This window comes from Mycobacterium kyogaense (genome assembly GCF_003254575.1).
Lineage (GTDB): Bacteria > Actinomycetota > Actinomycetes > Mycobacteriales > Mycobacteriaceae > Mycobacterium > Mycobacterium kyogaense.
The window spans coordinates 21,121-39,259 of record NZ_QJUA01000017.1 but is presented as its reverse complement, the minus strand read 5'-3'; the positions used below and the strand labels follow the sequence as shown (position 1 = coordinate 39,259).

Sequence of the window (18,139 nt, the reverse complement as noted above, 5' to 3'; positions counted from 1 at the left end):
ATGTTGATAGCTTTACACCATGACCGAATTTGTCGACGTCGTCATCGTCGGAGCCGGGATCTCCGGCATCAGCGCCGCCTGGCACCTCCAGCAGAATTGCCCCGGTAAGAGCTACGTGATCCTCGAGCGGCGTGAGCAGCTCGGCGGTACCTGGGACCTGTTCAAGTACCCGGGAATCCGGTCGGACTCCGACATGTACACCCTGGGCTTCCACTTCAAGCCGTGGGCCACCGACCAGATGATCGCTGACGGCCCGTCGATCTGGAATTACCTCAACGAGGCTGCCACCGAGAACGGCATCGCCGAGCACATCCGCTACGGCCAGCGCGTCACCGCGGCCAACTGGTCCGACGAGCACAGCCGGTGGGAGTTGACCATCGAGCGAGACGGCGAGACGGTCGAACTGCACACCGGCTTCCTGTGGGCGTGCAGCGGCTATTACAACTACGACAAGGGCTTCTCGCCCGAGTTCCCCGGCGCCGAGGACTTCACCGGCACGATCGTGCACCCCCAGCACTGGCCGGAGGACCTGGACTACCAGGGCAAGAACGTCGTCGTGATCGGCAGCGGGGCCACCGCGATCACGCTGATCCCCGCTCTCGTCGACAGCGGCGCAGGCCACGTGACGATGCTGCAACGCACTCCCACCTACATCGGCTCGCTGCCCGACAAAGACCCGTTCGCGGCCCGTGCCTACAAGATGCTGCCGGAGAAGGCGGCCTACACCGCGGTGCGCTGGAAGGCGATCCTGCAGGCCACCGCGCAGTACCAGCTCGCCCGCACCCTGCCCAACGTGTTCCGGAAAGCGTTGCGCACCATGGCCGAACGCCGGCTGCCCGAGGGCTTCGACTACGACCGGCACTTCGCACCCGACTACAAGCCGTGGGACCAGCGCGTGTGCCTGGCCCCCAACGGCGATCTGTTCAAGACGATCCGCAAGGGCAAGGCCGACGTCGTCACCGACGTGATCGACCACTTCACCGCCGACGGCATCGCGCTGAAGTCCGGCCAGGAAGTCAAGGCCGACATCATCGTCACCGCAACGGGATTGAACGTGCAGTTCTTCGGCGGTGCGGAGGTGCTGCGCAACGGAGAGCCGCAGGACCTGTCGAAGTCGGTGGCCTACAAGGGGCTGATGCTCTCGGGTCTGCCGAACGTGGCGTTCACCTTCGGCTACACCAACGCGTCATGGACGCTCAAAGCAGATCTGACCTCGGAGTACGTCAGCCGGCTGTTGCAGCACATGAACAGCAACGGCTACGACACCGTGGTGCCGCGCGATCCGGCCCCCGATGTCGAGGAGCTGCCGTTCGTGGACCTGTCCTCGGGCTACATCAAGCGTGCGCTGGACCGGCTGCCGAAGTCGGGATCGAAGGCGCCGTGGCGGCTCAAGCAGAACTACCTCGTGGATCTGCGCGTCATCCGCAACGGCAAGATCGACGACGGCACGCTGGAGTTCAGCAAGCAGCGGGCCCTGGCGTCCGCGTAGATTCCTGGGCGTGACCGACGCGCAGCGCCTGACCTTCGAGCTCGACCACCTGAAGGTCAGCGCGCTGGCGTGGGGTCCCCCCGACGGCCGGCTGGTGCTGTGTCTGCACGGTTTCCCTGACAGTGCCTGGGGCTGGCAGAAGTTCGCGCGCCTGCTCGCCGAGCGCGGCATGCGGGTGGTCGCGCCGTTCTCGCGCGGCTACGCGCCGACGGGGCCGGCCCCCGACGGGGATTACCGCATCGGGGCGCTGATGGCCGACGCACTGGAGGTGCACGGCGCGCTGGGGGCGCCCGCCGACGCCGTGGTCATCGGTCACGACTGGGGAGCGTTCACCGCGGCCGCGTTCGCCGCGCACCCCGCGTCGCCGTTCGCCGCGCACATCACGATGGCGGTCGCGCCGATCGGCGCGGTCAACCGGGCCCGCGGTGATGCCGCACGGCAGCTGCGGCAACTGCCCCGCCAGCTGCGCAACAGCTGGTACATCCTGTTCTTCCAGCTGCCCGGCATGCCTGAACGCCTTCTGCCGCGCGTGATCCGCCGGCTCTGGCGCGACTGGGGGCCCGCCGGTTTCGACACCGACGCCGAGCTCGACGCCGCGCTGGCCGCGCTCCCCAGCGCGGTACACCGTCGCGCGGCGCTGGGGTACTACCGCGCACTGGTCCGGCCGGGCACACCACCGGCGCGCTACGCCGATCTGCACCGGTACCGCTTCGATCTGCCACGCGTGCCGATCCTGCACCTGCAGGGCGTGCAGGACGGCGCGATGCTGGTCGACTATGCCGAAGCCATCCGCGACGTGCTGCCCACCGGGAGCACCGTCGTCACGCTGCCGTCGGCGGGCCACTTCCTCCAGATCGAGGAGCCGCAGCTGGCCGCCGACGCGGTACTGGAGCATCTGAGCGCGCGCTAACGTGGTGCGGGTGACCCACACCCGACTGCGGCTCGCGATCCTGCTCGCCGTCGCACTGCTGGTCGGCGGCGGATGCAGCCGCGACAGCCGACCTGATCCCGCTGAGTCCTCGTCTGAGTCCGCCTCGCCCTCGGCCGACGCCGGGGCGGCCGGGCAGTTCGCCGACTCGCTGGCCCGAAAGGTCACCGTCGACGCGACGATGGCGCACATGCAGGCGCTGCAGGACATCGCCAACGCCAACGGCGGGAATCGCGCGCTGGGCACCGCAGGTTACGCCGCCAGCGTGGACTACGTGGCAAGGGCGCTGCGCGACAAGGGGTTCGACGTCGAGACCCCGGAGTTCGAGGTCCGGCTGCCGTTCGCCGATGCGCCGAAGCTCACGGTCGCCGGCGGTGACATCACCGCGCGGCCCCTCGAGTACACCGCAGGCGCGCCCGGCGCGGGAGTGTCCGGTCCGATCGTCGCGGCCCGCGTCGAGGACAGTCCGGGCTGCACCGCACAGGATTACGACGGATTGCCGACGCAGGGTGCCGTCGTGGTGGTCGATCGGGGTTCGTGCCCGTTCGGGGAGAAGCAGACCGCCGCAGCAACCCGTGGCGCGGTCGCGCTGATCGTGGTCAACAACGACGACGGCGAGGTCACCGGCGGAACCCTCGGTGAGAGCACCGACGTCAAGATCCCGGTCATCAGCGTCGCCAAGGCCGAGGGTCCCCGCCTGCGCGAGGCAGCCGGTGATCCGGCCACCATCAGGATGAACGCAGGGGTGCGGACCGAGAAGACCCGCAACGTGATCGCACAGACCAAGACGGGCTCCACCAAGGACGTGGTCATGGTCGGGGCGCACCTGGACAGCGTCCCGGACGGGCCGGGGATCAACGACAACGGTTCGGGCACCGCGGCTGTCCTGGAAACGGCTCTGCAACTGGGCAGTTCACCCCAGGTCGCCAACGCGGTGCGGTTCGCGTTCTGGGGTGGTGAGGAACTCGGGCTGCTCGGGTCCTTCAACTACGTCGACTCGTTGAATGTGGACCAACTCACCGACATCGCGCTCTACCTCAACTTCGACATGCTCGGCTCGCCCAACCCGGGCTACTTCACCTACGACGGAGACCAGTCCACCGGCGTCGGCAATCGGGCCGTCCCGCGGGTGCCCGAGGGGTCGGCCGGGATCGAGCGCGCGCTCGTCGGCTACCTGGACAGCGCCGGAAAGCAGGCAGAGGACACGGGTTTCGACGGCCGCTCCGATTACGACGCGTTCACCCGCGCCGGAGTGCCATCGGGCGGATTGTTCTCCGGCGCGGAGGAGAAGATGACCGCCGAGCAGGCCAAGCTCTGGGGTGGCCAGGCCGATCAACCGTTCGACCCGAACTACCACAAGGCGACCGACACCCTCGACCGCGTCGACCGCACCGCGATGGGTATCAACGGTAGCGGCGTCGGCTACGCCGTCGGTCTCTACGCGCAGGATCAGCGCGGCCGCAACGGGATTCCGGTGCGCGATGACCGGACCCGCCACGTCCTGCGCGAGTCATGAGGGGCTGGCCCCGGGCGGCCGTGCTGGTGTTCGCCCTGATTCTGACGGCGTGCTCGTCGCAGACCGCCGCGCCGCGGGCAGATCTGGGCGGCGATCTGGCCGACCGGGTGACCGTCGACGGGGTGTACAACCACCTCGTCGAGCTGCAGAAGATCGCCGACACGCATGACGGCACGCGTGCTGACGGCACACCGGGCTATCAGGCGAGTGTGGACTATGTCGCGAAGGCGCTGCGCGACAAGGGCTTCGACGTCCATACTCCGGAGTTCCAGCGGCTCTCGGGCTCCGGCGGAGGCAAGCCGGCGCTGACGGTCGGTCGGCGTGTCTTCCGTGTCGACCAGGCGTCGCTACTGCTCACCACCGCGCCGGGCGGGGTGAAAGCGCTCACGCTGCGGCCCCGCGCTGCCGCCGGGTGTGCTGCCGCCGACTACACCGGGGTGCGCATCAAGGGCGCCATCGCAGTGGTCGACGACAGCGGATGCTCGGTCGTGGCGAAACACGACGCGGCCAAGGCGGCCGGTGCGGTCGGCGTCCTCGTCGTCAGCCAATCCACGCCGACCCGGCCGGTCGCGGCGCCCGCCGGCCTGTTCACCCCCGGCTACTACCAAGCCATGACGATTCCCGTCGGCATCATCGATCCGGCCACGGATGCGGCGCTGCGGCGCACCGACGACCCCGTCACGCTGGTGCTCGACAACAAACCCGTGATGACGACGTCACGCAGTGTGATCGCCCAGACCTCCTCCGGCAACTCGCACAACGTCGTGGTCGTGGGTGCGCACCTCGACAGCACGGGGGACGGGCCCGGGATCGACGACAACGGTTCCGGCGTCGCGGCGGTCCTGGAGACCGCGCTGCAACTCGGGCCGAAGCCCGATGCCCACAACGTCGTTCGGTTCGCGTTCTGGGGTGGCGGCGAGACGTCTGCCGACGGCTCGGCGGCCTATCTGCGCGCGCTGAAACCCGATGAGCTCAACGACATCGCGCTCTACCTGGATCTCGACGTGATCGGGTCGCCGAACGCGGGTTACTTCACCCTCGACGGTGACCAGTCCGCGCAGACCTCGGCGAACGTCCGTCCACTACCGGAGGGGTCGGCAGGTATCGAGCGGACGCTGGCCGCGCGACTGTACGAACACGGCGTGCGGCCGGCCGACATGCCGCTCACCCGCGGTACCGATTACGCCTCCTTCGTCGCCGCCGGGGTGCCGGTCGGCGGGCTGACCACCGGGACCTCGCAGCTCAAATCGGATGTGCAGGCGCGTATCTGGGGTGGCCGTGCGGGTGTCGCGTTCGATGCCAACTACCACCGGCGCGGCGACAGCATCGACAACGTGGACCGAAAAGCGCTGGGGATCATGGCGTCCACGGCCGCGGATGCCGTGGGCAGCTACGCCCAGTCGATCGACAGCGACGGAGGCGCTAACGGGGTCCCGGCGCGGGATCAGCGGAATCGGCGTACGCCCTAGCCACCCGCGTGACGAACTGATACACCCCGTCCTCGTCGGGGGCGAGCGGACCGGGCCGCGCGTGCGGTGAACTCAGTCCGCGCTGCACCGATTCGCAAGCCGCCCAATCCTGCCGATTCGTCAGGTCCCAGAAGTCGACCGCATACGACGGGTCGAATCCGGGCTCAGCGGCAACCTCTTTCGGGAATGCCCAGGTGCACTCCACGTGGGTCCGATCGGCGGCCAGCGGAGTCATCAGGTGGGTCATCACGTAGTCGGGATGCAGGCTGATCAGGAGGTTGGGGTAGGCGACCACGTACATGACGGTGCGCTGCTCGTGCTCCGAAAGTCCCGCGATGCGCACCCCGCCGCTTTTGCCGTCGAGCGACATCGTCTCTGCCCCGTCGACGATCGACATCCAGCCACCCATCCATGCGCCGTCGTGGTCCAGATTCTCGCCACTGGTGGGCGGGCTGATCCGGGACAACTCGGGGTGAATGCTCTGGCAGTGGTAGCACTCCTGGTAGTTCTCCGCGATGACCTTCCAGTTGGTCGCCAGCTCGTAGGAGTGTCGCGCCACGACGGTGAGGTCTTCGGGACGGTAAGGGGCGATGACCTCCTCCCATCCGGCGACATGCTCGGCGAAGTCGCCGTCGGTTCCGCTGCGGTCGACGAACAGCCACCCGTGCCAGTCCACCAGGCGCAGCTCGATCAGCCCGAAATCGCTCGCGTCGAACCCGTCGGCGTCAGCGAAACCCGGTGCGTTGCGCAGACTTCCGTCCAATCGATAGGACCAGGCGTGGTACGGGCAGACGATGCTGCGCGCCTTCCTGGCCGTCGACTCGGGTGCGCCGCAGGGCAGCAGTTCGTGGCCGCGGTGCCGACACGTGTTGGCGAATGCGCGGAGTGTGCCATCCTCCCCGCGCACGAGCAACATCCCGGCGGCGCCGCTGCCGAGTGCCTTCTGCGCTCCGACGGTCGCGAGGTCGTCGGAGCGCCCGACACACGTCCAGCCCGAGAAGACCTGGCGCTGCTCCCAATCGAACACTGCGGGATCGACGTAGGCCTCGCGCGGCAGCATCCGGGACTGACCGAAGGGCGCGAGTGCGGCGGCCACTCCGTCGGCGGGAACGGGTGCCGGGTCAGGCTGTTTGAACATACAGTCAGTCTAGTGCGGCTTGCCGGGCAGGTCCAGACCGTCAGAGCTCGCCGGCGAAGGCGCCGATACCTCGATCGGCGGTCGTGCCGTCGTTGCGCGTCATCCGGCGGAACACCAGATAGCCGATGGTGACCGCCGCGAGCGCGGTGAACAGCAGCAGCGTCGCCAGAGCGTTCAGAGCCGGTGTGGGCGCCCCGCGGGCGGTGTTGTAGATCTTCACCGACACCGGTTCGGAGGAGGCGCCCCCCGACAGGTAGCGGACCATCACGAAATCATCGATGACGTCGGCGAACACGAGTACGGTGCTGGCGAAGATCGCCGGCATCAGCATCGGCATGACCACGCGCCGCAGCGCGCCCAGAGGTGAGGCGCCCAGATCCATGGCAGCCTCTTCGTACTGCGGTCCGATCGTCGCCAGGCGGGCCCGCACCAGGACTGCGGGATAGGAGATCTGGAACGTCACCAGACCGATCACCTGGGCCGTCGTGCCGAGTCCGATCGGTAGGGCGACGGTGGTGATGACGAAGAGCAGCGACACCGCCAGCAGGACCTCGGGCAGCACGAAGGCCAGCAGCATCAGGAAGTTCGCGCCCGCAGGGAGACGGCCCCGCCACCGGTCGATCCCCAGGGCGAACAGCACCCCGAGCGGCACCGTGATCAGCGTGGTGAGCAGACCGAGCTTCAGCGTCTGCAACAGCGCGTTGTGCAACGTCGCGTCGTGCCAGACCGAGAGCGTCTGATCGCCCCAGTACCAGCGGAACGAAAAGCCTTGCCACACCGTGCGGGATCGCCCGGCGTTGAACGAGAACAGCACCGCGACGAGAACCGGGAGCAGCGACCACAGCAGGTATCCGATCGTGACCGCGATCAGGACCCGAGGCGGCCGCCACGGATCGTGCCACCAGGCGACCGGAGATCTGCGCGGGATGCTCACGACGCCACCTCGTCGCGCCGGCCGGTGACGCGGATGTAGTACAACATCGGGATCAGCGCGACGAGGAACACCAACAGCACGAACGCGCCGGCCTGCCCGGTCTGGCCCGGAGTCAGCACGCTGTCGTTGATCAGGTTGCCGACCATCGCCGTTTTCGGAGAGGCCGAGAGCATGTCGCTGGTGAAGTAGTCGCCCAGCATCGGCAGGCATGTCAGGAGGATCGCGGCCACGATGGTCGGCCGGCTCAGCGGCAGCGTCACCCGCCAGAACGACGACGCCCGATCGGCGCCGAGATCGCGTGAGGCCTCGAGCACGGGTTGGGGTAGCCGGTCCAACCCCGCGTAGAGGGGCAGGATCATGTACGGCACATAGCCGTACACCAGGCCGAGGACCACGACTGCGGGCTGGCCGGTGAGCCAGTCGATGCCGGGGTGGAACACGCCGCCGAGTCCGAGGATCCGGTTCACCAGTCCGTCGTCCTGTAACAGGTTCACCCAGGCGAACATTCGCATCATGTAGCTGATCCAGAACGGTGCGATCAAGAGGGTGAGCAGCAGTCCTTTGCGCCGGCCGGACAGTCGCGCGACATAGTAGGCCACCGGAAACGCGATGAGCAGACACAACGCACTGGCGGTGAGCACGTACAGTGCGGTCCGCAGCAGGGCCGGTCCGAAAACCCCGTCGGCGCCGACGATGTGGGACAACACGTAGGTGAACTGCGTCGGATCCCACTGCACCGGGTTCCAGATGGGCACTGCTGTCCGGAAGATGGGATCGAGCCGACCGAAGACGATGCACAGCACCACGTACATCGGCGCGACGAAGAACAGCAGCAGCCAGATCACTCCGGGAGCGGCCAGTGCGGGCCAGATCCCGCGGGCCCCCTTCGGCCTGCTCGACATGCGGATGAGCCTACGACCCGCCGGCTTTGAAGGTGCGCCAGATGTTCTGCCAGGCGGCGTCGTTGGCCGGATCGAGCTCGAGGATGCGGTAGCCGGCGTCGAACCACTCCGGCTTGACGATCGCCGTCGAGAGGTTCGGCGGGATGAAACCGTCCGCGACCAGCGCATCGGGTTTGATCGAGTTCTGCGGCGGTTGATAGCCGATGGCCTGGAAGTTCTGCATCGCCACCGCCGGATCGAGCATGTGGTCGAGGAACAGGTGTGCGAGTACCGGGTTCTTGCCGCCTTTGAGTGTCACGAGCATGTCGTTGTCGACCATGCCCTTGCCGTCAGCGGGAAACCAGTAGCGCAATATGTCGGGTCCGGTGCCCTCGGGCAGATAGGACTGCGCGTTGATGATGTCACCGGACCACATCTGGGCCAGACCCAGTTGGCCGGCGGGCAGATCGTTGTACGCGGTGATCGTGACCTTCGGTGAGGTGGCCGACACCAGTTGCCCGAGTTGATCGCCGACCATCTTCAGGTCACTTTCCGAGGACGTGTTGACATCAGTTATACCGTTGCGCAACAGCACCATTGCCATGGTCGTGTGCCAGTCGTCCAGCACGGCGGTCTTGCCCTTGAAGGTCGGGTTCCAGAAGGCGTCGTAGGGGTTGCCGAGCGCGCCGATGTCCGCAGGCACCTGATCGGTACGCCAGCCGATGCCGGTGGTGTAGATCGTGTAGGGCACGCTGTAGCGCCACTGCTGGTCGTACCAGGGATTGGTGAAGCTCGGCCAGACATTGGTGATGTTCGGTATGTAGGAGTGGTTCAGCGGCCGGAGCAGGCCGCCGTTGACCAGCCTGCTGATCTCGGTGTAGTTCGCGTTGTAGATGTCGAAGTCCACGCCGCTGCGGAGCTTGGTCAGCGCCTCGCCGCCGTCGTTGAACGTCGAGATCTCCACTGTCACGCCGTATTTCTGCTCGAACGACTTGACCGCGTCCGGGCTCACGTAATCGGCGTAGGTGTAGAGCTTCAGCGTGCCCTTCTCGGGAGCCAAGCCGTCGGCGACAGGGGTGTTGTCGGCGGGGATGTCCCAGGTGACCGGGTTGGCGGGCGATGCGAGTTTGAGTGTGGGGGTGGCGCCCTGATTGTCGGACCCCCCGCCGCATGCGGCCAGGAATGCGCCGAGTGCAGGGGCACCTGCGGCGAGAAGCGCTGCGCGCGTCAGGAATTGACGCCGGGTGGTGGGCTCTGGCATCGCGCCTCCCGATTGATTCCGCGTCTTGTCGCTGCTAGGACTCTCGCATAGACTGAATGCTCAGTCAACCGATAGACCGGAGGTTCGCGGTGGCTGCAACGGTGACGTCTCGTCCCCATCCCGTCGGTGCTCTCGATTCCCTGATCGCCGAGCAGGAGCAGATCTTCTTGCGGCGGCAGCCGCGCAGCGCCGAACTCATCGACGTCGCCGGAGCGCACCTGGCCGGTGGTGCGACCTCGAACTGGCAGATCGCGGAGCCGCAGGCGGTGTGGATGAGCCATGGGTTCGGGTCCAAGGTCTACGACGTCGACGGCAACGAATACGTGGACATGCATGGTGGTTACGGCGCCGCCATCGCCGGGCACGCGCACCCGGCCATCGTGGCCGCGGTCGGCGATCGGGTGCGCCGTGGCACCCACTTCGCCCAGCCGACCGAGGACGCGATCTGGATCGCCGCCGAGCTGGCCCGTCGCTTCGGGTTGCCGCTGTGGCGCTACGCCAACTCCGGCACCGAGGCCACGATGGACGCGGTGCACCTCGCGCGCTCGGTGACCGGACGCGACCTGATCATCAAAGTCGAGGGCTGCTATCACGGCCACCACGACTCGGTACAGGTGTCGGTGCTGCCCGAGGCCGACGAGATCGGACCGCGGGAGACACCCACCCCGGTGCCCGGTAACACCGGCATTCCCCGCGCCATCCGAGATCTCGTCATCGTCGTGCCGTTCAACGACGTCGAGGCCGTCTCGCGGGCGCTCACCGCCCATCCCGGCCGGGTCGCCGCGATGATCGTCGAACCGGTGATGATGAACGCCGGGATCATCCCGCCCGACGAGGGTTACCTCGCCGCGGTGCGGCAGCTGATACACGACGAGGGCGCGCTGCTCATCTACGACGAGGTGAAGACCGGATTCACCACGGGACCGGGTGGGATCACCGCGCGCAGCGGTGTCACACCGGACCTCGTCTGCCTGGCCAAGGCGCTCGGTGGCGGCATCGCCGTCGCCGCGATCGGCGGCACCGAGGCGGTGATGTCGGCGATCGCGGATGGCCGCTACGAGCAGGTGGGGACGTTCAACGGCAATCCGCTGGCGATGGCCGCCACCCGGGCGACGCTGTCCGACGTGCTCACCACGGCCAGTTACCGTCACCTGGACTGCCTGTCGGCGCGACTGCGCACCGCGCTGGAGGAGGTCATCGCCGACCACGGATTCGATTGGCACGTCGTGTCGGTCGGTGCCAAGGGGTGCGTGACGTTCCGCGGCGAGCCGGTCCGGGAGTTCCGCGACTTCCTGGAGATCGACGCCAGACTGGGCCACCTGCACTGGCTCATGCAGCACAACGGTGGCGTGTTCCTCCCACCATGGGGGAAGGTGGAGCAATGGCTGTTGTCGGTTCAGCACACGGAAGACGATGTCGACAGGTTCGCTCGCAACTTCTCGGCTTTCGCGACCGCGGTCGCGGGATCACGCTGACGGTGTGGGTCTGATGGCCGGCGGCGCGATCCGGCTCGAGGCGCTGGTCAAGTCGTTCGCGGGGATGCCGGCCGTCAATGGCATCGACCTCGATATCCCTGCCGGGCAGTTCTTCTCGCTGCTGGGGCCGTCGGGGTGTGGGAAGACGACGACGCTGCGCATGATCGCAGGGTTCGAGCGACCGGACTCGGGTCGCATCGAACTCGACGGACGCGACGTCGCGGCAGATCCACCGCACCGCCGTCCGGTCAACACCGTGTTCCAGACCTACGCGTTGTTCCCGTTCATGTCCGTATGGGACAACGTCGCCTTCGGATTGAAGTACCAGAAGGTCTCCCGGGAGGAGACGCGCCAACGCGTCGGTGACGCGTTGGAGCTGGTGCAGATGACCTCCTACGCCCGGCGCAAGCCCGCTCAACTCTCGGGCGGGCAGCAGCAGCGGATCGCGCTGGCGCGTGCCCTGGTGCTGCGACCGCGGGTCCTTCTCCTGGACGAGCCGCTCGGCGCGCTGGATGCCAAGCTGCGCAAGCAGTTACAGCTCGAGCTGCGTGCTCTGCAGCGAGAGATCGGCATCACCTTCGTCTACGTCACCCACGATCAGGAGGAAGCGCTCACCATGAGCGATCAGATCGCGGTGCTGGCCGAAGGCAGGATCGAGCAGGTCGGCGCGCCGCAAGAGATCTACTCGTCGCCGGCGACGACGTTCGTCGCGGGCTTCCTCGGCGCCGCGAACATCTTCGACGCGGAGGTGGTCGACGTGGTGGGTGCGTCGGTCACGTGTCGCGCGCTCGGAACGCAGATGACGGCCGAGGTGACCGGCGCGGCCGAGCCGGGAGCGGCCGCGATTGTGATCCGACCGGAACGAATCACGCTGCAGGACAGTGGAAGTGCAGTCGAGAGCGGAATGAACTGCATCCCCGGGACTGTCACACACGTTGTCTACCTGGGCAACTGTACCCACGTCCACGTGGACGTCGGTGCACCGAGAGATCTCGTCGTCGAGGTGCCCAACAGATCTGGCCCGACCTCGGTGACCCATCACCCCGGCGCGCAGGTCGTGTGCCTGTGCAGTCATGATGCGGTTCGAGTGCTCCAGCGCAGCACCGCGGCGCTCGTCACCGATCCGGTGACCGCACTCAGTTCCGCTTAGCGGCCGAGGCGGGCAGGTTGAGCTCGCGCTCGGCGAAGCGCATCGCGATGTCGTAGGCCACCTCGGAGTCGACCTCCGGATCCTCCAGCGCCACTTGAATGGACAGCCCGTCGAGGAGGGCCGCGAACGCGAGGGCGAACATCCGCGGATCGGCGTTGGCCTGATCGGCTCCCGAACGGACGGCGTCGACGATCATCGCGCGCCAGCGGGCGTCCAGTTCGACCCGTCCCGCCTTGATCTCGTTGTGTCGGAACGCTTGCGCCCACAGGTCGAACCACAACCCCCACGCCCCGGGGATCTCGTCGTCACCCCGGGGGATGCAAGTCCACCGAATCAGCAGAGACAGCCGCTCCTGCAGTGACGGCACCTCGGCGAGCATCTTCTCGGCCGCCTCGTAGAAGGACTCCTCGGAGTAGCGCAGCGCATCGACGAGCAATCGATCCCGAGTGCCGAAGTAGTAGATCACCAGAGCCGAGCTGACCCCGGCACGCTTGGCCACGTCGGCGATCCTGGTGTCGCCGAAACCGCGCTCGCAGATGAGCTCCGCTGCGGCGCGCAGCATTTCGATCCGGCGGCCCTCGTTCTGCTCGGTCGCCGGGGCGGGTTCTGCCATGGTGGCGCTCCTCCCATCGTGGGGCCGCGTCGCCCCTTGTCCGAAGCCTAACACTTCGTTAGATTGAACAGTCAGTCAGGACCCTTTGGGAGAGGCCTTTCGATGTCCAACAACTATGACGCTCTGGTGATCGGCGGCGGTCACAACGGCCTGGTGTCGGCCGCCTATCTCGCGCGGTCGGGCGCTCGCACCCTGGTTCTCGAATCGCGCGGATCACTCGGCGGTGCGGCCACGACGGAAGCGCCATGGGAGGACGCCCCGCATCTGCGGGTGACCCGGCTGTCCTACGTGGTGAGCCTGATGCCCCCGACGATCGTGCGGGAGCTGGAACTGGAGCGGCACGGCTACAAGGTGCACCCGATGGGCCCCTACTACCAGGCATTCCCCGACGGCGGATCGCTGACGATTTACGAGGACGACCCGGCACGCACCTACGAGCAGCTGGCGAAATGGTCGAAGAAGGACGCGCAGACCTGGCCGAAATGGAATGCCTGGCTCGAGGGTGTCGCCGATGTGATGGGGCCTCTGCTCTTGCAGGTGCCACCGACCATCGGGTCGCACCGGCCCGCGGACCTGCTGGAGCTCGCGAAGCTGGCGTGGAGTCAGCGCGGCATCTCGGTACGCACCACCGCTGACGTCACCCGGCTGCTGACCATGAGCATCGCCGACCTGCTCGACGACTGGTTCGAATCACCGCAGATCAAGGGAGCTCTCGCCGTCAACGGCGTGATCGGGACGTGGGCGGGACCCTACGAACCCGGCACCGCCTACGTGATGGCCCACCATTCGATCGGTGATGTGGGCGACGGCCAGCTCGGCAGCTGGGGATACCCCGAGGGCGGTATGGGCGGCGTGTCCGAGGCGATTGCGAAGTCCGCGCGCAGCTTCGGCGCCGAGATCCGCACCCACGCCCGGGTGGCTCGGCTACTCGTCCGCGGCGGCGAGGTGCGCGGTGCAGTCCTCGACACCGGCGAGGAGATCACCGCGCCGCTGGTGGTCACCACGCTGCACCCGAAAACGGCTTTCCTCGAGCATGTTCCGCGCACCGAGCTGCCGGAGGACTTCGTCACCGACATCGAGCGGTTCAAGACGCGCAGCGGCGTGGTGAAGATCAATCTCGCGCTCGGCGAGTTGCCGAACTTCACGGCCGACCCGAGCAGTGGCCTCGCTGAGCATCACACCGGTTCGGTGGAGATGGCCCCGACGATGGAGTACATCGAGGCGGCGTTCCAGGATGCCCGCGCCGGTCGGCCGGCGCTGATGCCGTTCAGTGACGGGGTGATCCCGACGACGTTGGACACCACCCTCAATCCCGATGGCACACACATCATGTCGCTGTTCACGCAGTGGGTCCCGGCGGCGTGGGCGGATGCCCCGCACACCGAGGAACTCGATGCCTACGCCGACCGGTTGATCGACCTGTACGACCAGGTCGCGCCCGGCTTCAAAGCCTCGATCCTGCACCGCGACATCGTCGGACCTCACGAGATGGAGCAGGAGTACGGTCTGCTCGGCGGGAACATCTTCCACGGCGAGCTCTCGCTCGAGCAGCTGTTCCACATGCGTCCCGCACCCGGATACGCCGACTACCGAACGCCGATCGCCGGGCTGTACAACGGCAGCTCCGGAACCCATGCCGGCGGCGGAGTCTGCGGGATACCCGGATGGCAGGCGGCGCGGGCGGCGCTGGCAGATCAGAAGAAGAAGCGTTTCCGGCGTACGCGATGAGCGCGCGGGCTGCTGCCGTCGCCACGATGCTGGGGGCGCGGTCGATCGCGGTCGTCGGGGCGAGCCCGCGTCCCGACAGCTTCGGCGCCCGGATGGTGATCGAGGCGGCGCGGGGCAGCGCTCGGGTGCATCTGGTCAATCCGCGCTACGACCGGATCGGTGATCGCATCTGTGCCCCGTCCCTGGCAGATCTCGACGAGCCCGTCGACCTCGTGCTGCTGGGGGTGCCCGACGCCGCGCTGCTGGATCAATTGCGCGCTGCCGCTGCCGCGGGCGCGCGGTCGGCCGTCCTGTTCGGCGCCGCTCACGGCCTCCGCGACGACGTGCGGGCGGTGGCCGCGTCGGCAGGAATGGCAGTGTGCGGTGCGGGATGTATGGGCTTCGTCAACGTCGCCTCGGGGGTGCGGGCACTGGGCTATCTGGAGCCCGACCCGCTGCCGGCCGGTCCCATCAGCCTCGTCACGCATTCGGGATCGGCGTTCTCGACGCTCCTGCGGGCCAACCGTGGCTTCGGGTTTCGGCTCGCGGTGTCGTCGGGGCAGGAACTGGTCACCGACACCGCCGATTATCTCGACTATGCGCTGTCCGATGACGGCACCCGGGTGATCGCGCTGCTGATGGAGACGCCCCGCGCGGTGCCGCGATTGCGCGCGGCGCTGGTGCGTGCGGCCGATGCCGGCATACCCGTGATCGTGCTGGCGATCGGCGGCTCGCCGCGCGGCCGCGCGATGGTCGCTGCCCACTCCGGCGCGCTGGCCGGCGGTAGCGATTCCTGGCGTGCGTTCTGCACCGCGACAGGCGCCGTCCACGTCACCGACATGGCCGAATTCGTCGACACCGTCGAGTTGTTCGCGACCGGGCGGCGTGGGCGGGGCAGTGCCGTGGCGACCGTGCACGATTCGGGCGCCGAGCGTGCGCTCACCGTCGATCTCGCCCACGATCTCGGAGTGGACTTCGCGGCGCTGACGCCGGCCACCGTGGCCGCGATCGCCGACGTGCTCGACGACGGGCTGCAGCCGACGAACCCGCTCGACGTGTGGGGTACCGGTGCCGACACCCGCAATCTGTTCAGCGCGTGCTTGCGAGCGATGACCGATGATCCCGGGGTCGCGGTGACCGCTCTTGCGGTGGACCTGGTCACCGAGTTCGACGGAGACACCGCCTACGCCGACGCCGTCGTCGACGTGGCGAAGCAGACCGACGCGCCGCTGGCCGTCCTCGCCTCGGTGCCCTCGGCGATCGACCGGCCGACGGCGCAACGGTTGCGCGATCACGGCGTCGCGGTACTGGAGGGGGTGCGCAGCGGTCTGGCGGCGATGGGGCACCTGGCGGCCTGGCCTGCGCCCGTCGAGACAGCCCCGACCGTCGGGACGGGTCCGACGACGGCGACGGAATTCGACCTCCTGGCCCACTACGGCATCCCGGTGGTGCCGACCCGCTCCGCTGCGGACCTGAACTCGGTGTGCGTCGCGGCCGCGCAGATCGGCTACCCGGTGGCGCTGAAAACGACTGCAGTGGAACACAAGAGCGATGTGGGCGGCGTGCGGCTCGATATCGGCGACGAGGACGAGCTGCGTGAGGCCTACCGCGACCTGGCGCCGTTGGGGCCTGCGGTGACCGTCTCGGCGATGGCATCACCGGGCGTCGAAGTGTCGGTGGGATACGTGTGCGACGCGGCCTTCGGTCCGCTGGTCGTGGTCGCCGCGGGCGGGACGCTGATCGAGCTGCTCGCGGACAGGGCGATCGCGTGCCCGCCGCTGACCCGCGACCGGGCCCGAGACATGGTGGCCACACTGCGCATTCGGCCGCTGCTCGACGGGTGGCGTGGCGGGCCTGCAGTGGATAAGGACGCGCTGGTCGACGTGATCGTGGCCGTCGGGCAGATGGCGGTCGATCTCGCGGATCGCTACCTCGCGGTGGAGGCGAACCCGGTGATCGTCTCGCCGGCCGGCGCGGTGGCCGTGGACGTACTCACCGTTCAGAACAGCACGTAGACCTTGCGGAGGGTCTCGTGGATGACCCAGGTGCCGGTCCAGCCGACCGGGAACACGGCGATGTCCCCGGCCCCGAGGTCGAGGGGCTCGCCACCCTCTGGCGTCACGGTCATCCGGCCCGACAGCACGTAGATCATCTCGTTCTCGTCCTGACGCCAGAACGATGGGCCCGGGCTGCACTGCCAGATGCCTGCGGACCGGTCGCCGTCGGCCCATACTTCGACGCCGTGCACCGCCATGGGGCGGTCGGTCGCCTCGTCCAGCGGGCCCCAGTCCTCGAGGTCGGCTGTACCGGCTCCGGGCAGTAGTGCGGTGAGAATGGCGTTCGTCATCGGGTCAGTGCCTCCGTGGTTTCCGGGAAGGGGAGCGAGATCGGTTCGGGTGCAACGCGACTGCGGCCCTCGGCGTCGAAGCGATCGAGCCCGAGATCGGTCAGGTCCAGCCAGTCGCAGCGCCCGGATCTGACCAGGTCGGCGGCGACCTGGGCGACTGCGGGGCCCCACATCATGCCGTGGCCTGCGGCACTGGCGACGACCGTTCCCTCGATCGGCCCGTCGCCGGTGAGCAGCGGCCCGAGGATCGGCAGGTGATCGGGGGTGTAGTCGATCGTCGCGGCCCAGGTGCGGCGCAGGCCGAGCCCGACCACCGCGGGCAGCAGCGTCTCGATGCGTGCGAGCGCGGTGTGGTAGTAGGCATTGTCGAAATCGATTGCCTCACCGGGTGCTTCGTCGGGATTGCTCATTCCCCACAGCAGGCCGCCGGCCTCGCCGGGCCGCCAGTAGATGCCGGAGGTGACATCGAACACCATCGGCAGCTCGGTGACGTCGAGTTCGCGCAGCGGCTCGGTGACCACCACCTGGTGTCGCGTCCCGCCCGCAGGAATCCGGCCTCCGGCCCTGGCGCCGACCTCGGCCAGTTGGGGGCCACCGGTCAACACCACCCGCTCGGCATCGATCGGACCGTCCGAGGTGTCCACTCCGACGACCCGGCCGCCGGAGGTTCGCAGGCCGGTGAACGCGCAGCGCTCTCGGACGTCGACACCGGCCGTCGCCAGGGCGGCCGTGTAGGCGAGCACGTTGCGCGGCGCGTCGATGTAGCCGTCCCCCGGAGCGTACGACGCACCCCTGGTCACTCCCGGTGCGAGTCCCGTTCTGCGGGAGTCGATGTCGTCGCTGGAGAGCCACTCCACCTCGAGTCCGAGGGAGCGTTGCAGCGCGATCCGGTCGTGCGCGGCCGCGACGTCGGCGTCGCTGAAACACGGCATCAGGTAGCCCTGCCGCACGAACCCGCAGTCCAGTGGGAAACGGTCCCCGCTCTCGGCGTAGAACTGCTGGCTGTGCAGCCCCAGACGGATGGCGGTCTCGGTGCCGCCTTGGGCGCGCACCATTCCGGCCGCGCGACTGCTCGCGCCGTCACCCAGTGTCCGCGACTCCACCAACACCACGTCGGCGCTGCGATTCTCGGCAAGCAGCACCGCCGTCCACGCCCCGACGGTACCGCCGCCCACTACCACGACATCGGCGCTGCGGATGCTGGTCATACCCAGGAACGCTGGCATAGACT

General features: G+C 68.1%; 15 protein-coding genes. 8 read left to right on the top strand and 7 right to left on the bottom strand.

Annotated elements, in window-relative coordinates:
- Window positions 1–19: 19 nt before the first annotated feature.
- Genes DMB80_RS13725 through DMB80_RS13710 form a run of 4 tightly spaced genes read left to right on the top strand, consistent with a single transcriptional unit; the run spans window position 20 to window position 5,402 of the window.
- On the top strand, window positions 20–1,489 hold the full coding sequence (locus tag DMB80_RS13725) for a flavin-containing monooxygenase (RefSeq protein ID WP_111510346.1): 1,470 nt from the start codon (window positions 20–22) through the stop codon (window positions 1,487–1,489).
- A 10-nt stretch (window positions 1,490–1,499) separates the two neighbouring features.
- Complete coding sequence (locus DMB80_RS13720; protein ID WP_111510345.1) at window positions 1,500–2,399, top strand: alpha/beta fold hydrolase; 900 nt, start codon at window positions 1,500–1,502, stop codon at window positions 2,397–2,399.
- Between the two features lie 10 nt (window positions 2,400–2,409).
- Window positions 2,410–3,933 (top strand): M28 family metallopeptidase, encoded by a 1,524-nt coding sequence (locus tag DMB80_RS13715; RefSeq protein WP_420812180.1) that lies wholly within the window; start codon window positions 2,410–2,412, stop codon window positions 3,931–3,933.
- On the top strand, window positions 3,930–5,402 hold the full coding sequence (locus DMB80_RS13710) for a M28 family peptidase (protein WP_111510344.1): 1,473 nt from the start codon (window positions 3,930–3,932) through the stop codon (window positions 5,400–5,402). Before DMB80_RS13715 ends, DMB80_RS13710 begins: the two co-directional genes overlap by 4 nt.
- On the opposite strand, the gene DMB80_RS13705 is transcribed toward DMB80_RS13710, so the two are convergent.
- From DMB80_RS13705 to DMB80_RS13690, 4 genes are read right to left on the bottom strand one after another with little or no spacing between them, the layout of a single operon-like run.
- Complete coding sequence (locus DMB80_RS13705) at window positions 5,356–6,540, bottom strand: aromatic ring-hydroxylating oxygenase subunit alpha (protein WP_111510343.1); 1,185 nt, start codon at window positions 6,538–6,540, stop codon at window positions 5,356–5,358. The genes DMB80_RS13710 and DMB80_RS13705 overlap by 47 nt on opposite strands.
- A 40-nt stretch (window positions 6,541–6,580) precedes the next feature.
- Entirely contained in the window at window positions 6,581–7,474 is an 894-nt protein-coding gene (locus tag DMB80_RS13700; protein WP_111510342.1) for an ABC transporter permease, read from the bottom strand.
- Window positions 7,471–8,376, bottom strand: a complete 906-nt coding sequence (locus DMB80_RS13695) for an ABC transporter permease (protein ID WP_111510341.1) — start codon at window positions 8,374–8,376, stop codon at window positions 7,471–7,473. The genes DMB80_RS13700 and DMB80_RS13695 overlap by 4 nt, the downstream gene beginning before the upstream one ends.
- A 10-nt stretch (window positions 8,377–8,386) precedes the next feature.
- Window positions 8,387–9,616 carry a polyamine ABC transporter substrate-binding protein gene (locus tag DMB80_RS13690; RefSeq protein WP_111510340.1) on the bottom strand — a complete coding sequence of 410 codons (1,230 nt, stop codon included), beginning with the start codon at window positions 9,614–9,616 and terminating at the stop codon, window positions 8,387–8,389.
- 101 nt (window positions 9,617–9,717) lie between these two features.
- On the opposite strand from DMB80_RS13690, the gene DMB80_RS13685 reads away from it, so the two are divergent.
- Window positions 9,718–11,091, top strand: a complete 1,374-nt coding sequence (locus tag DMB80_RS13685) for an aspartate aminotransferase family protein (RefSeq protein WP_240431178.1) — start codon at window positions 9,718–9,720, stop codon at window positions 11,089–11,091.
- 13 nt (window positions 11,092–11,104) lie between these two features.
- Window positions 11,105–12,241 (top strand): ABC transporter ATP-binding protein, encoded by a 1,137-nt coding sequence (locus tag DMB80_RS13680; protein ID WP_111510402.1) that lies wholly within the window; start codon window positions 11,105–11,107, stop codon window positions 12,239–12,241.
- On the opposite strand, the gene DMB80_RS13675 is transcribed toward DMB80_RS13680, so the two are convergent.
- A complete protein-coding gene (locus DMB80_RS13675; RefSeq protein WP_111510338.1) occupies window positions 12,228–12,854 on the bottom strand; it encodes a TetR/AcrR family transcriptional regulator in 627 nt (208 codons plus the stop codon). The two genes, DMB80_RS13680 and DMB80_RS13675, sit on opposite strands and share 14 nt — an antisense overlap.
- 102 nt (window positions 12,855–12,956) lie before the next feature.
- Here DMB80_RS13675 and DMB80_RS13670 point away from each other — a divergent pair, with 102 nt between their 5' ends.
- Both DMB80_RS13670 and DMB80_RS13665 read left to right on the top strand, forming a co-directional pair.
- The gene (locus DMB80_RS13670; protein WP_111510337.1) at window positions 12,957–14,582 is read left to right on the top strand and encodes a phytoene desaturase family protein; all 1,626 of its coding nucleotides are present in this window, start codon (window positions 12,957–12,959) and stop codon (window positions 14,580–14,582) included.
- Window positions 14,579–16,576 carry an acetate--CoA ligase family protein gene (locus tag DMB80_RS13665; RefSeq protein WP_240431177.1) on the top strand — a complete coding sequence of 666 codons (1,998 nt, stop codon included), beginning with the start codon at window positions 14,579–14,581 and terminating at the stop codon, window positions 16,574–16,576. Before DMB80_RS13670 ends, DMB80_RS13665 begins: the two co-directional genes overlap by 4 nt.
- Here the strand turns inward: DMB80_RS13665 and DMB80_RS13660 are convergent.
- Window positions 16,561–16,908, bottom strand: a complete 348-nt coding sequence (locus DMB80_RS13660; protein WP_111510335.1) for a cupin domain-containing protein — start codon at window positions 16,906–16,908, stop codon at window positions 16,561–16,563. The two genes, DMB80_RS13665 and DMB80_RS13660, sit on opposite strands and share 16 nt — an antisense overlap.
- The gene (locus DMB80_RS13655; protein ID WP_240431176.1) at window positions 16,905–18,134 is read right to left on the bottom strand and encodes an NAD(P)/FAD-dependent oxidoreductase; all 1,230 of its coding nucleotides are present in this window, start codon (window positions 18,132–18,134) and stop codon (window positions 16,905–16,907) included. The genes DMB80_RS13660 and DMB80_RS13655 overlap by 4 nt, the downstream gene beginning before the upstream one ends.
- Between the last annotated feature and the right edge of the window lie 5 nt (window positions 18,135–18,139).